Here is a 14,788-nt window from a genome sequence, read left to right on the forward strand (position 1 = left end):
GTCATGGTGATGACTCCAAGACGAGCCCAACGCGATGATTTCCGCGAGTTGGAATTGTCGGACCCCTTCTGCTCGGAGGCGGGTCCCTCGCGTCGATTCCCGGTGGCCGACCAACGTTGGCTGCCGCCGGCCACGAGCTCTTCTGCCTCCGGGTCGTTCGAAACGATCGTGGCCGAGTTGACAGCCTGCTGGGATCGGGGCGAAAGGCCCCATGTTGAGGCGTTCCTCGGCAGGATGTCCACCTCGCATCCGGCCGACGTTGTCGAGTTAATTTACCGCGAATTCTGTCTTGCCGAGTCGAATGGTTTAGATCCGGACCCCATCGACTTTTTACGACGGTTTCCCGACCGGGAAGTCCCGCTCAACCGGCTCTTCCGCCTCCACGGCGTTCTGAGCTTGACGGAACTCAGCCAGTTGGCCGAGCCGGAATTTTTGCCCGAGGTCGGGGACGAGATCGGTCCGTACATCCTCAAACGCGAGTTGGGGCGCGGGTCATACGCCCGCGTCTACCTCGCCGAGCAGACCGATCTCGACGACCGCCTGGTGGTCGTGAAGATCTCGACACGGCTGACTCCGGAGCCAAGACTTCTCGCCCGCGCGCGGCACTCGCACATCGTCGAAGTCCTTTGGCATGGGACGGCTGAGAATGGCGCTTTGCAGTTAATCTGCCTGCCCTTCCTCGGCGGGGCGACCCTGGCGACCGTCTTGACCGAACGGCGGCGGATCGGGCGGCGTCCCAGGTCAGGCCGCGACTTACTCGCCGACCTGGACAGGGTCTCCGCCCCCGAGTATCCCAAGGCCAACCTGGCCCGTCCCGCCCGCGAAGTGGTCGAAGGGTTATCGTACCCGGCCGCCACGGCCTGGATGGTGGCTCGACTGGCCGAGGCGCTCGACCATGCCTATTTGCGAGGCGTTGCCCACGGCGATATCAAGCCGTCGAACATCCTGCTGACGGCCGACGGCAACCCGATGCTGCTCGACTTCAACCTGGCGGTCGGCTGGCGGCTCCCCAGCGCCTCGGATCTACCGGCCGACGCGGGGGGAGGCACACTCGCCTACATGGCTCCCGAACGGCTGAGGGCGGTGGCCGAGTCACAGCGAATCTCGACGCCAAACGCCGCGGACCGGCATCGGGCCGACATCTTCGCGCTCGGCGTCGTCCTGCTGGAGTCGCTGACCCGCCAATCACCCGACCTGCCGCAGGCGAAGGCCCGAACCCAGCAAGAGATCGCGGCGATGCTCGCAGAATCGGGGCGCAACGATGACGATGCGATGCGATGGCTCGCACGCTCCTCGGTGCCGCGAGGTCTTCGATCGATCCTGGCGCGTTGCTTGGCCCCCGACAGGGCCGATCGCTACGGCCGGGCATCGGAGTTAGCCGAAGACCTCGACCGCTGGCGAACCGGACGCCCCCTCGCATTCGCCGAGGAACCCCCCTGGCGGTTTCGCCTGGGCCGCTGGGCACGCCGTCAGCGGTTCGCCTTGGCCGCCCTGGTCCTGGCAATCGTCCTCTGCGCCACCGCCATGACAACGCTCTGGTATTCGTTTCAGAGCACGCTCCGCAAGCAGGCCGAGGACAAGCTCGCTCTCATCTGGGATCGCGATGAATCAGGCGTTTTTCGCTTCCTTCGCTTCGGCCATTGGTCTCCCGACAACCAGGAAGATGCTGCCGAAAACGCTTACAAACATCTCAATCTCTACAATGCACTAGGGGATGCCGACTGGCGTCTCCGTGACGACGTTCGCAGCCTGCCCGAACCGGAGCGCTCGGAGCTGGAGGTCTGGCTTCTGGAACAAATCCTCCGCTATACAAGGGCCCTGGGCGAACGCCAGAATTCACCTGACGACTGGCGGCGTGCCCAGGCACTCCTCGAACAAGTGGTCGACAAAATGCCCCTCGGCCCGCTCCAGTCGCAGCGCCGGCGCCTCCTCGAACAGCTCGATAAGAATCAAACCGGCGCGACGCTGGCACCGACCGCGACTCCCCAAGAGACCGCGTCCCGGTCGGCGCTCTGGATGGAAGATTATCTCCTGGGCATCGAGGCGGAACCCAGACATGCGCGAGCGGCCTTGGCGCATTACCAGGCCGTGCTGAAGGCTCGCCCCCGCTCCTTCTGGGGCCACTACCGCGCAGCGACGGTCGCTTTCCGATTAGGTGACCAGACCACGGCTGCCGAACACCTCAGACAGTGCATATCCCAGCGCCCGAGAAACGTCGCCTTGCGTGCCCAGCTCGCCGGCTGCCTGTTCATGATGGGACGATACGACACCGCTCTCGAAGCGTGCACCAAGGCGCTCGAGATCGACCCCGACCACGCCGTCTCGACCCGCAATCAAACCTTCGTCAGGCGCCAACTCGGACAGGAGGACCGGGTCGATTCCGACGTCCGCCGCTTCGAGCTTCTTACGCGAAGCCAAAGCGAAGTCCTTTCGCTGAAGACCCGGCTGGAGTCGATGCACACCTCCGACCTCGACTGGTCCACGCCGACCCCAAATCAAGTGGAGCCGATCCTCATCAATGCCGAAGCGAACGACCTCGACACTCGAGTCCTCCGAGCCACTCAGCTCCGGCATCTCAAACGGTTCGACGAAGCCCTGCTCGAACTCGACCAGATCCTGAGTCTTGAACCCGAGCACCTTGAGGCGAGACTCTACCGCGCAATGCTCCTCCGCAAGCTCAATCGCCACGAGGCCATATCCGACTTCGCCTATCTGGTCGATCATCCCCGCCTTGATGAACTCATCCCTCAATACAAAGATGCGATCAACATCTACCATCAGCGAACCAGCGACCTGCTCCGGGCAAACCAGCCAAAGACCGCGATCAAGGTGGCGCTAGACGGTCTGGCGCAGGCCAACCGCTTCCAATCGATGGTGGGCGAGTCGCACTACGCCCTGGCCCGAGCCTATGCCTCAGCCGCCAAGTCCGACCCAAGCCTCATCCCTCAGGTCGCTAAGCAGCTCAAGGCCGCTTACAAGATCAATCCGAAGATCCTGGCAACGTCATTCGAGGAAGACCAGAACTTCACCGGTCTTCGCGATCAGGTCCGCCCTGTGGAATTCAAGCGCCGTTGAATTGGGCCTCGAGCCTCAACCTCAAAGAAGGCCATCACGAGTCGCATGCCAGCCTTTCGGTCTTGGCCCCTGGTCAGGAAAAAGAGACCTCCATCCCTCACCGAACGGCTGATCGACGGCTCCCGGAGATGAGCTTCTTGACCCCACAGTCGGAGCATCCGCCGTGGGACGAGCCCCCACCGGTGCCACACCCCCCGCCGGATGAGCCGCAGCCCCCGCCCTCAGTGCCACAGCTTCCGCAGCCCCCTTCATCGGTTTCGGCTTCCTCCTCGTCCGGCACGTCGCGTCCGACCGGTTCGAGCATCACGTCGAGGTCGTACGTTGCGCGAAAGGCCGAGAGCAAACCGGTCACGTCCAGGCGGTGGGGCCCCAAATAGTGGAGAACGGTCCGGCGATCGTCGAGCAAGGGTTCGACGTCGATCAGCTCCATCGGCCAAACGCCATCTTGGAAGAGCCGCTGACAGATCTCGAATCGACTCGGCCGAGCGGACTCAGCCAGGCGGGCCTGCTCCAGGTCGTCGGGACCGGCGATCCGGAGCACCCGGGCAGGGACAGCCCCTTCTTCTTCGCTTGAGGACGACGGTAGAGACGCGAGCACTTCGCCAAGCTCCGTCCCACGATGCGATCGGATCACGACCGTCGTGCCACGCTCGAGGTCAGCCGAGTCGGCGGAAAACTTTCCGACCTGGGCCATCAAGCCATAGCGGATCAAGTACAAGTGAGCCATGCGGTCCTCGACCATCACCCGACAAACGTCCACCAATCCCTGATTATTCGTGATTTCGATCGGGTACGCAAGGCAAGGACTCGGGAAGAAAAGGGGACCACGGCCCGGCCTTCAGCACTCAAATTGCGCAGGGTGGGGGGGCAATTGCGTTCTCGGAAGGGGGCGTTCGCCTTATAATTCGGCGTGTGATCCTCCCGGATTTTGTCTTACGATCCGTCTCCCACGTGCCTTTTGCGGATCGAGGAGCCTCAAAACGGGGCGGTAAGGCCCTGATCAGGTAAAAAAAAGGATTGTCGTCATGAGCCGAGCCCGCTGCACGTTCAAGGTTGCCGGCCTTGATTGCGCCGTCGAGATGGAACAGCTCCGCGCCGCTCTGGGTGAGGCTCCCGGCGTGCTTGCCCTCGGCTTCGACCTGATCCACGGGTCGATGACAGTTGACTATGAACCGGAGGCGACCAGCCCTCCTCAGCTTTTGAACCGGATCGCGACGGCCGGGATGAACGCCTCGCTCGTCGAGGAGAGTGTGGAAGGGGATGGGTGGTGGCGCAGGAACGGCCGCTGGGTGGCGACCGTCGGCTCGGGCCTGGCGCTGCTGGTCGGAGTCATGCTTGGGTCGCTCTCGCCAGGGCACCCCGTTTTCGAGAAAGCCGCCTACCTCCTGGCGATCCTCTTCGGCGGGTACGAGCTGTTTCCGAAGGCCGTTCGCGGACTCGCCAAGTTCCGTTTCGACATCCACGTCCTGATGACCGTGGCCGTCGCCGGCGCTCTGATTTTGGGCCAATGGGACGAGGCGGCGACCGTAGCCTTCCTCTTCGGCCTGTCCGAGGCACTTGAGCGGTTCAGCCTCGACCGGGCGCGTCGGGCCGTCAGGCGCCTGCTCGAAATCGCCCCCGAGACTGCCGAGGTCGTCACCTCGGATGGTACGGTCCGGATCGTCGCCGCCAGCGAACTCAAAGCGGGTGACCGCGTCCATGTGAGGGCCGGCGACCGGATCCCGATCGACGGGGCCGTCGTCTCCGGTCGTTCGAGCGTCGACCAGAAAGCGATCACCGGCGAGTCGGTCCCGGTGCCGCGTGAGCCGGGCGACCCGGTCTTCGCGGGAACGGTCAACGGTGAGGGATCTTTGGAAGTCGAGGCGGCGGGACCGATCGGCAACGCCCTGATCTCACGGATCATCGCCCAGGTCCGCGACGCCCAGGCCGCGCGTGCGCCGGTGGAACGGCGGATCGGCCGGTTCGCCGCAATCTACACGCCCGTCGTCATGGGAATTGCCGCACTCATCATGATCGCCCCCCCTCTGGTCCAGATCGCCATGGGGACACCTCCTGGCTCAGCCGAATGGGGGACATGGTTCGGCCGCGGACTCGTCGTGCTCGTGATCGCCTGCCCTTGCGCCCTGGTCATATCGACCCCCGTGGCCATCGTCAGCGGCCTGACGGCGGCGGCCCGGCGTGGGATACTCGTCAAAGGGGGCGAATATCTCGAGGAGTTCGGCCAGCTCCGAGTCCTGGCCTTCGACAAGACAGGCACGCTGACCCGAGGCGAGCCCGACGTCGTCGAGGTCGTCTCCACCGACGGCAGTGACGGCGAGGAGGTGCTTCGGATCGCGGCCGCCCTGGGTGATCGAGGCGGCCACGTCCTGGGTCGAGCCATCGCGCGCCACGCCCGCCAGCGTAGCCTGACCGTTCCGCTGGCCGATGGCTACCGAGCCAACCCCGGCCTGGGAGCATCGGGCCTCGTCGATGCGGTGGAGTATCACATCGGTAGCCATCGTTTCATTGATGAGGCCGGCCTCTGTCCCCCTGAGTTTCACGATCGACTCGGGTCGGCTGAACGGAATGCGGGGACAGCCGTCGCCCTGAGCACTCAGTCCGGCCCGCTCGGCTGGATCCGGCTGGCCGACCAGGCGCGGCCCGAGGCCGCCCGAATTCTGGCCGAGTTGAACGCCTTGGGGATCCAGACGGTGATGCTCACGGGCGATAACCCGCCGACCGCCGCAGCCATGGCCCAGGAACTAGGGATCATCGAGCATCGCTCGGGCCTGCTTCCCGCCGAGAAAGTCACCGCCATCACTGAACTCGATGCGCGGCACGGATCCACGGGCATGGTCGGCGACGGAGTGAACGACGCCCCCGCGCTGGCAACCGCCCGGGTCAGCGTGGCCCTCGGCGGCATCTCCAGCGGCGCGGCTCTCGAAACGGCCGACGTGGTCCTGATGGCCGACGACCTGAATGCCTTACCTTGGCTGGTTCGCCACAGCCGGAAGACCCTGGCCCGGATCCGCCAAAACATCGGTTTGGCCCTGGGAACCAAGGCCCTCGTCCTCTTGCTCGCCGCACTCGGCTACGCCACCCTGGCCATGGCCATCGCCGCCGACCTGGGCACCAGCCTGCTCGTCACCGCCAACGCCCTCCGCTTGCTCCGCAACTCATCGCCCGATCGTCAATAACGAAGTTTGCTCAAAATCCACACCAGCCTCGTCTCGCCAACCAGCCAACCACAGCGTCCTCAAAACGTAAAGACCTGCGATACGCTGCCGCTACGCTTCTTTCGCCCTCACCTGGACCCACACCGAGGCCAAGATTCACTGTCTGCACTCATGCTTTGAACAGCAAATGACATTGATGACCCATCACGAAGGTAAGAAATTACGCCCTCGATCCACACCATCGCCAGCGGCGATCCGTCACAAGAGAACGACCGCTACGTCTACTCTTGGGATCGACAATACCCGGGCAATCAACGGACACGTTCATTCCAAGGTAATGGAGAAGAAAAACCGTGTCATCGCTGGCTTCCGATATCGTGCGTGTTGCTCGGAGTAAGGTGGGCGCCAAGGACTGGATGTACGGCACCGCGAAGGATGAATTCGCGGCAAACACCAACAAATGCAACAAGTTCGTCTACGATGTCGTGGTTGAGGCTGGGGTCAAGCCGCCGCCGAAGGTCTCGATGTACCTCATTTTTAGCCGGCCGCCCACAGCGGGCGAGTGGGCCGATCCCAAAGTCGAGATCAGCGGTTGGGAGGTCGTCACCACCCCGCAGCCTGGCGATATTGTTGCAGAAGCGCACCGATATGCCGATGCAACCGGCCACGTCGGCATCGTCGTCGGTCCCAATTTAACGGTGTCGGCCGCCTCTAACGTAGGCGGAGTGATCGTCGAGAACGACTGGGGATTCCGAACAGGCCAGACCCCAACCTTCCGGCGTTACACGCGATAGCCTTCACACGCTAGCCGAAAAATCATCTCATCTTCGCATTCCATGGATTGATGAGCCAGAAAACGAAAACGGTTCAGGACGACCGGGTCGACACCCATCGTCCTGAACCGCTTCGCGCCCCTCAAAAATCCGAGCGAAGGCCGATCCGTGACCGCGACCGAAGCCTTCGGAACTCAGCTCAGTCCTGAGGCCCAAACGGCTCGGTCGATTTGCGGTGGATGGTCGGGGTTGCCTGGGCCTGGATCGCCTGGATCTCAGCTTCGACGGCAGCCACAGCCTGGCCGGTCGAGAGGACTTCGAGGGTCATCTCGGCCACGTAGCGGCCTCCCGCAGGGAGAGCGACCACCCGGTGCCGAGCCTTCTCGAACGGCTTGGGATTGGGATAGTTGGTGGCAGGCTCGAGACCGGTGACGTAGCCCTCCTTGAGCCCCCCCGTACACTTCCAAAGCGTGAAGGCTGGGAGTTGGGCAGGGGAGAACCGAAGCACGACTCCCTTGTCGCCCGCCTTGTTGCGGAGCATGGTCAGGGTGCGGCCGTCGGCCTGACTGGCCTGAAGTTCGAAGAAGTAGCACTGCTCGGCAAAGCCGGGTTCGGGGGCGCGATACGTCTCGTAGTGATCGATGGCCGTCGCGGCCCACGCATCGCGAGGCGCCATCACCTTGACCGGCGCCACGAACCGAGCCCCTTCTTCGAGGTACGGAGGCCCAAAATTCCAGTGGTAGAGCAACTGCATCTCGCCGGGTGCATCTTTGAGGTTGAGGAACTCGTCGCGGACCGTGAGCCGGTTCGACCCGGGCGTGGTACTCACCCGGGTCGTCATCCGGATCTGAGGCGCGAACAGCTTCGACTCTTCAACGTGCCCCTCGACCACAATCTCATAAGGGGGTTCCGTGCCGACATGGACGGCCACGAATGAGGCGGGAATGTTGGCGATCTTGCCATGCAGCCCGTAGGTCGTGTGACGCTCCGAACCGTCGGGGTTGGTCACCTTCTCCTCGTAGGGCGCTCCGTTATTCTCGAGCCCGCACCGCGCGACCAGTTCGTCAAACCCTTCGAGCCACCCGAGCCCTCCCCAATTCATCAGATTCACGAACGCAGGATTGACCGGTCCATCACCGACCGGTGAATCCCAGCCGACCCGATCGCCGCCAAGATGTCCCTTCCAGAGCCCCATGCCCCGAGTCGGAACGATCGAAAATGTGAAGACGCCATTATTGACCTGAATCAAGTCGACGCCATCGCGGCGCCCACCGCGAAGCGCACGCTTGGTCACGGACCAGGCGTGAGCCGAAGGGGACTCAACGCTCGCCGCGTCGATCGCAAAATTCTCGACCCAGAGATCGCGACCGACATCGGTCAACGTGAAAGAGGGCATGCGGGCCTCGCCGGTATCGCGGAAAGGGAGAGGTTCAAGGTTCGACTGCGCGGGCCAGCATACTGCCCTCGAACGATCAAGTCCAGGGTCCGAATTCACCTCGGGGCGTCGCGTGATGGCCCTCAATCTCAGCCTGATTCCTCTCACGGTTCGCTGCTCTGACAGCCTCCGACAGTCAATCGTCCCATCATTAGCGGATTCACGCATGCCGTGAGAGTTCGAAAGCACGTTCAAACGCCGACCTGATGGTGTTTACAGCAACGAGGGACCAGCTTCATAAAATCTCCCCGCAAAGCCTCTCCCACCCCGATTGCGGTTCCCGCCAAGTAAGGGCACACGACTATCGCAGGTCGTTGGCCTTGTGTAAGCTCTAATAAGAGGACGTCGCTCTTTCAACGCCCCTGAACACGACGGACCGATCATTTCTCAGATCCCAGGGCAGTTAAAGACATGTCAAACCCTTTGCAGCCCCAAGCGACAACCGATATCGGCGACGTGAAGAACGGCCCGCTCGCCAAAGCAGGTCAAAGCCTGATCGGTGTCTACCAGGACTATCAGCAGTACGTGGAGGCGGGAGGCAACGGTCCCTTCGCCTCGCCCCGTGGCGCCGGCATCATGATTGAGGGGACCAACGTCGGAGTGATGATCCGAGGCAACGACTGGATCGCCTTACAGACCGCTCTCTCCGAACTCGGGATGCAAATTCGAGCCACCGATTCGAACACGAAGAGCATCGAAGGCATGCTCCCAATCACCCAGCTTCCAACCGTCGCGCAGCATGCCTTGGTGACCGCAATGACCCCGACCTACTCTCCAAGACATTCTTAAGCCTCCTGGATTGAATTGAGTCACCACTTTCGCAGGGTGCCGACTCCTCGAAGGCTCAACCGACTCGATCCCCTTTTCTCGGGTCCATTCCCTTTGCTTCGCGAGCGATCGAGCAGAAGACACACTGCCGATTATCGGGGTCTTTCCAACTAAAACGCACCGAACTCACAAATTGCCCAACCGAATCATCTTTCTCTTCTTGCCCAAACCAACCAATCGCACTAGGGTGTTGAGAGACCTTTTTCCGGTCGCCTCCATCATGAGGCCGTTCATCTCCGACTTCGATCTCTGGCGAATGGGCGCAAGAACCTCTCTCTGATTCTCTTCGGAACAGGTTCGACGGTCTCGAATGTTATCGCAATCGATGGCCGATCCATTCCATGAAGGAAGGACCACCGTGAATTACCCCTCGCTCACCGGCCCGACCGACGCAGATAGCTCTCCCTTGATGGGTGATGATTCGACCTGGATCGATCGCCGAGCCACCCAACTCGCCCAGCGGGCCGCGAACGCTCGCAAAGGGAGTGGACGGCGCCGACTGATCGATCCGGCCACCTGCGAACGTGACTACTCGCAGGCGGAAGTGGAGTTCATGCAGGCGATGCAGTCGTACAAGACGACGAGCGGCCGGTTGTTCCCCACCTGGGGAGAAGTGCTTCAAGTTGTCCATCGCCTGGGATACCAGAAACTCGGGCCGATGGAATCGACTTCCAAGCCATCCGAATGAATGGATGCCTCGAAACACTCAGATGACGGCACCCCTGGAGAAATTCCAGGGGTTTTTTGTTGGGATGAGTTGGCTCAACAGGCTGTGGGGAGCTTGAAAATCAATTCACCATCAAGCATGCCGTAAAATGGATCATGGTACGAAGAAGCCAGGTCATTCCGCTCATCGACGCCCTCCGAAGATCGCGTGAGGTGGGTGCGAAAACGAAGGGGGAAGAGCCCTTGGTTCACAGGCGATTCGCTCGCGATCGATCACGAGCTTCGTCGTCGTGGAGGAGGTTCCCAATGGTCGAGGATCAATCACCCGCGGACCGAGGTCACGGCCGAGAGCTCTCGCGCCGGGAGTTCGTACAGGCAGTAGGGGTCAGCACATTCGCCGCCTCGATCCCTTTGGCGGGGTTGCAAACCGTTCTCGGCGGTTCGGTGAAGGCAAATTTGCAGGCTTCGTCGGTGGGTGAAACCCCGGTCGCCCGATTCTTCCGGACCCTCAGCAACGATCAGCGTACGCTCATCTGCTTTCCGTTCGAGCACCCGCTGAGAACGAGAGTGGAGAACAACTGGGCCATCGTCAAACCAAGGATCGGCGACCTGACCACGGAGCAGCAGGCACTCTGCTGTGAGATCTTCAAAAACCTCTGTAGCGAAGACGGTCACGAGCGATTCACCCGGCAGATGAACGACGACGCCGGCGGGTTCGAGAACTACCACGTGGCCCTGTTCGGTGCGCCCGGGACCGATCAACCCTTCGAATGGGTGCTCACCGGCCGTCACAACACCCTCCGCGCTGACGGCCGCTGTCATGAGGGGGCCGCCATCAGAGGACCACTCTTCTACGGCCACGCTGTTCCGACTCGTGGCCAGGGGAGAGGGGTGTCAGGCCACGCGGGCAATGTCTGGCAGTATCAGACCGAGCAGGCCAACGCCATCCTCTCGAGCCTCGACGGCAGGCAGCGTGCCCAAGCTCTCTTGACCCCGGCTGCCGGCCCCGATTCCGTCCGCTCCCAGGAGAACGCGATCGAAAGCCGAGGGTTGGCCGTCGCCGGACTCGACGTTGCCCAAAAGCAAATGGTTCAGCAATTACTAAGGGATCTGATCCGTCCCTTCCGCAGCTTCGACGCCGAGGAAATTCAAAACTGCCTCCGTGAATCAAGCGGCGCGGACGAACTCCGCTTGACCTTCTACCCAACGGGGCATCACGGCCCTGACCAAGCCTGGGAAACCTGGAAACTCGAAGGACCGGCCTTCGTCTGGCACTTTCATGGCACCCCGCACGTCCACTCGTGGCTGAGCCTCACAAGGCGAGTAGTCAGCGTCTGAATGTTCGTGAGGTCTTTTTCGAAACAAAATAGACAGATCCACAAAGTCGACCTCTTGTGCTGAGTGGCCGGTTCTCAAGGGGGTTATTGCCTTCCCTGGGACCGCGGGCGTCCCGCTCGCAATTCGACTTCCATTAATCCAAATTTGTTCAACTCTATTAAACCCAAGAGCGGGCGGGCGCCCGCGGTCCCAGGGGAAGCCAGAAATACGCACAAAAAAAGCCCCGGAGAGAAGTCTGTCATTCACCGTGGTGAATGACAGGCCGGCTCTCCGAGGCTCAACTTCTTGGGGTTCGGGAACCGTCAATCCGGTTCCCTCAGTTCAGGTCGACGTGATTACGCCCTGGCTTACGAACATCCCATGCTGTTGCCGCAATTGAAGCAACGGTAGCAGGTGCCGCACCGGACGGTCAGCGAACCGCAGTTATCGCAAGAAGGGGCATCGCTCTGGAAGTGGGCGAACTGCTTCTCACGGGCTCCGGCGCCCCCTTCGAGAATCGAGGCCTCGAGCTTGGGCACCGGGGGCGTCTGGCTCGCTTCACGAACCGCTTCGACATGCTCCAAATCATCGATCGTGGCGGTGCGATGCCCGTTCACTTTGACGACGGGGGCTGCCTCGACGGCCGCTTCCTCAGCGGGCCGTTGCGGAGCGTTGGCCTCGCGATAGCCGGGGATGAACTCCATGCCGAGCCAGCGGAAGATGTAGTCGGCAACGCTCTTGGCGATCGGGATTTCCGGGTTCTGGGTGAACCCAGCCGGCTCGAATCGGCTGTGCGCGAACTTGTTCACGAAGACTTCCAACGGCACACCGTACTGGAGTCCGATGGAGATCGAGGTCCCCAGGACGTCCATCAGGCCGCCGATGGTTGACCCTTCTTTGGCCATTGTGATGAACACTTCGCCCGGGCGGCCGTCGAGGTAGAAACCGACGGTGACATAGCCCTCATGCCCCTGGATGCTGAACTTGTGAGTCAGTCCCCTCCGAGTATGGGGCAACCGCTCACGACGAGGCTTGAGAGCAGGCGCGATGGTGGTAGCGGCGGCGGCAGCCGCTGTTTTCGCTTCCACGATGGCGAGCGAGTGGGCGGCAGCAGCGGCAGCGGCTTCGGCGGCAGTGGCCGCCGCAACGCTGGCGGCTTTGTCAGCGGCCTTGTCGGCCGCGCCTTCGGTCTCGGTCTTGGTGCTCACGGGCTGACTCCCCTTGGAGCCGTCACGATAGATCGCCAGCGCCTTGAGGCCCAGCTTCCAACCCTCAAGGTAGGCCTCGCGGATATCGTCGACCGTGGCCTCGTTCGGGACGTTGCAGGTCTTCGAGATCGCTCCCGAGAGGAACGGCTGCACGGCCGCCATCATCCGCAAGTGACCGCGGAAGTGGATGCTCCGGCCCCCTTGCGGTGGTCCGAACGCACAATCGAAGACGGGCAGGTGCTCGTCGCGGAGGGCAGGGGCCCCCTCGATCGTGTCGTGGGCGTCGATGTAGTCGAGAACCCCTGTGATCGACGGCTCGTCGTAGCCGAGGGTCCGCATCGCCATCGGGACCGTCTTATTGACGATCTTGAGCATGCCGCCGCCGGCCAGTTGCTTGTACTTCACCAGCGCGATGTCGGGCTCAATCCCCGTCGTGTCGCAATCCATCATGAACGCGATCGTCCCGGTCGGTGCAAGCACCGTGACCTGGCTGTTGCGATAGCCGTTCCGACGGCCGAGCTCGAGGCACTCATCCCAGACGGCGTGCGCCTCGGCCACGAGATCAGGCGGGCCGGAGCGGTCGATCGATCCCACGGCGTCGCGGTGCATTTCCATGACGCGAAGCATCGGCTCGCGGTTCAGCGGGAAGCCGTCGAACGGCCCAAGGTGCCCGGCATGCTCAGCGCTGGTCAGGTAGGCCTGACCGTGCATGATCGCCGTGATCGAGCCGGCCAACGCCCGACCTTGATCCGAGTCGTAGGGGAGGCCAGCGGCCATCAGCAGACTGCCCAGGTTGGCATAGCCCAGCCCCAACGGGCGGAACTTGTGGCTGTTGCCGGCGATCCGGTCGGTCGGGTAGCTCGCGTGATCGACCAGGATCTCTTGCGCCGTGATGAAGATCCGGCAGGCCGCGCGAAAACCCTTCGCGTCGAACGTGCCGTCCTCACGACGGAACTTCATCAGGTTGATCGACGCGAGATTGCACGCCGAGTCATCAATGAACATGTACTCGCTGCAGGGATTGCTGCTGTTGATCGGCGCGGTGTTGGGGCAGGTGTGCCAGCGCTGAATCGTGTCTTCGTACTGCATGCCGGGGTCGCCGCAGAACCAGGTCCCCTCGGCGATCTTGTCCATCAGGAGCCGGCCCGGGTACGACTGCATCGGCTTGCCGGTCGTGACCGATCGGGTGGTCCATTCATCACCGGTCTCGGAGGCGCGGAGGAAGGCGTCGGTGGCGCGGACCGAGAGGTTCGCGTTCTGGAACATCACCGAGGCGTAGGCTTCCCCATTGAAGTTGGCCTCGTACCCCATCTCGATCAGGGTCAGCGCCTTCTTCTCTTCCCTCGTCTTACACTCGATGAAGTCGAGGATGTCGGGATGCCAAACCTTGAGCGTCTGCATCTTGGCCGCGCGGCGGGTCTTGCCCCCCGACTTGACGACGCTGGCGATGGAGTCGTAAACCCGCATGAAGCTGACCGGCCCCGACGGTCGGCCGCCACCGGTCAATTTCTCCCGGCTCGAACGAAGCGTCGACAGGTCGGTCCCGGTTCCCGAACCGTACTTGAAAAGCATCGCCTCAGCGGTCGCCACCCGCATGATGTCCTGCATGTCGTCGGCCACGCTCTGGATGAAGCAGGCCGAGCCTTGCGGATACTGGTAGGCGCTCTCGGCCTTGACGACCGTTCGCGTCTCCTCGTCCCAGCGCCAGTTATTGGCGGGACCTGCGATCCCGTACTGGTGGAAGAGGCCGACGTTGAACCAGACGGGGGAGTTGAACGAGCCGTACTGGTTCACGCAGAGCGAAGTCAGCTCGTCATGGAACCGGTCGGCGTCCTCGTCCGTGGCGAAATAGCCGTCTTCCCGGCCCCAGTCCGAGAGGGTCCGGGTGACGCGGTTAACGAGCTGGCGGACGCTCGTCTCACGCTCCGGAGTGTTGATCTCACCGTAGAAATATTTGCTTGCGACGACGTTGGTGGCGAGCTGGCTCCAGGCCTTGGGAATCTCGCACTCGGTCTGCTGAAAGATGACCCGGCCCCGCTCATCCTTGATCTCGGCCGTCCGCAACTCCCAGTCCACCTGATCGAAGGGGTCGACTCCCTCGGTGCTGAACACTCGCGGGACCACCATCCCAGAACGCCCTTGCGCCCCTCGAGTCTCCGATGCATTCCCCTTCGACTGTGCGCCAACCGTTGCCATGGACGCTCTCCCGAATATCTACTGTAAGTTTGTCGCGTTGTCTTGCGAATCGTTCGTCGTCAACTCATCGGCGATTGAGCGAAGAAGCTGGTGACGAATCCCCTGAAATTGTCTCGTCCAACATTGGATTATCGG

Annotated in this window: 9 protein-coding genes; 6 read left to right on the forward strand and 3 right to left on the reverse strand. The window is 62.3% G+C overall.

The annotated features are described in order from the left end of the window. Window positions 1–9: 9 nt before the first annotated feature. Window positions 10–3,075, forward strand: coding sequence for a protein kinase domain-containing protein (locus tag SINAC_RS15905; protein WP_161625803.1), 3,066 nt, complete (start codon window positions 10–12; stop codon window positions 3,073–3,075). A gap of 97 nt (window positions 3,076–3,172) precedes the next feature. Here the strand turns inward: SINAC_RS15905 and SINAC_RS15910 are convergent, their stop codons facing one another. Continuing rightward, a complete protein-coding gene (locus SINAC_RS15910) occupies window positions 3,173–3,802 on the reverse strand; it encodes a PSP1 family protein (protein WP_015246660.1) in 630 nt (209 codons plus the stop codon). 298 nt (window positions 3,803–4,100) lie between these two features. On the opposite strand from SINAC_RS15910, the gene SINAC_RS15915 reads away from it, so the two are divergent. Then, a complete protein-coding gene (locus tag SINAC_RS15915; RefSeq protein ID WP_015246661.1) occupies window positions 4,101–6,251 on the forward strand; it encodes a heavy metal translocating P-type ATPase in 2,151 nt (716 codons plus the stop codon). Between the two features lie 332 nt (window positions 6,252–6,583). Next, on the forward strand, window positions 6,584–7,024 hold the full coding sequence (locus tag SINAC_RS15920; RefSeq protein ID WP_020466071.1) for a CHAP domain-containing protein: 441 nt from the start codon (window positions 6,584–6,586) through the stop codon (window positions 7,022–7,024). 178 nt (window positions 7,025–7,202) lie between these two features. On the opposite strand, the gene SINAC_RS15925 is transcribed toward SINAC_RS15920, so the two are convergent. Next, on the reverse strand, window positions 7,203–8,399 hold the full coding sequence (locus SINAC_RS15925; protein ID WP_015246662.1) for an aldose 1-epimerase family protein: 1,197 nt from the start codon (window positions 8,397–8,399) through the stop codon (window positions 7,203–7,205). Window positions 8,400–8,849: 450 nt separating this feature from the next. On the opposite strand from SINAC_RS15925, the gene SINAC_RS15930 reads away from it, so the two are divergent. The 3 genes from SINAC_RS15930 (at window position 8,850) to SINAC_RS15945 (ending at window position 11,270) form a co-directional block, all read left to right on the forward strand. Next, window positions 8,850–9,227 (forward strand): hypothetical protein, encoded by a 378-nt coding sequence (locus tag SINAC_RS15930; protein ID WP_015246663.1) that lies wholly within the window; start codon window positions 8,850–8,852, stop codon window positions 9,225–9,227. A gap of 397 nt (window positions 9,228–9,624) precedes the next feature. After that, complete coding sequence (locus SINAC_RS40800) at window positions 9,625–9,954, forward strand: hypothetical protein (RefSeq protein WP_015246664.1); 330 nt, start codon at window positions 9,625–9,627, stop codon at window positions 9,952–9,954. 284 nt (window positions 9,955–10,238) lie between these two features. Beyond that, entirely contained in the window at window positions 10,239–11,270 is a 1,032-nt protein-coding gene (locus SINAC_RS15945) for a DUF3500 domain-containing protein (RefSeq protein WP_015246665.1), read from the forward strand. Window positions 11,271–11,617: 347 nt separating this feature from the next. Here SINAC_RS15945 and SINAC_RS15950 read toward each other — a convergent pair whose 3' ends face one another. Beyond that, window positions 11,618–14,653 carry a vitamin B12-dependent ribonucleotide reductase gene (locus SINAC_RS15950; RefSeq protein ID WP_015246666.1) on the reverse strand — a complete coding sequence of 1,012 codons (3,036 nt, stop codon included), beginning with the start codon at window positions 14,651–14,653 and terminating at the stop codon, window positions 11,618–11,620. Window positions 14,654–14,788 lie beyond the last annotated feature (135 nt).

Source organism: Singulisphaera acidiphila DSM 18658 (assembly GCF_000242455.2).
Classification (GTDB): domain Bacteria; phylum Planctomycetota; class Planctomycetia; order Isosphaerales; family Isosphaeraceae; genus Singulisphaera; species Singulisphaera acidiphila.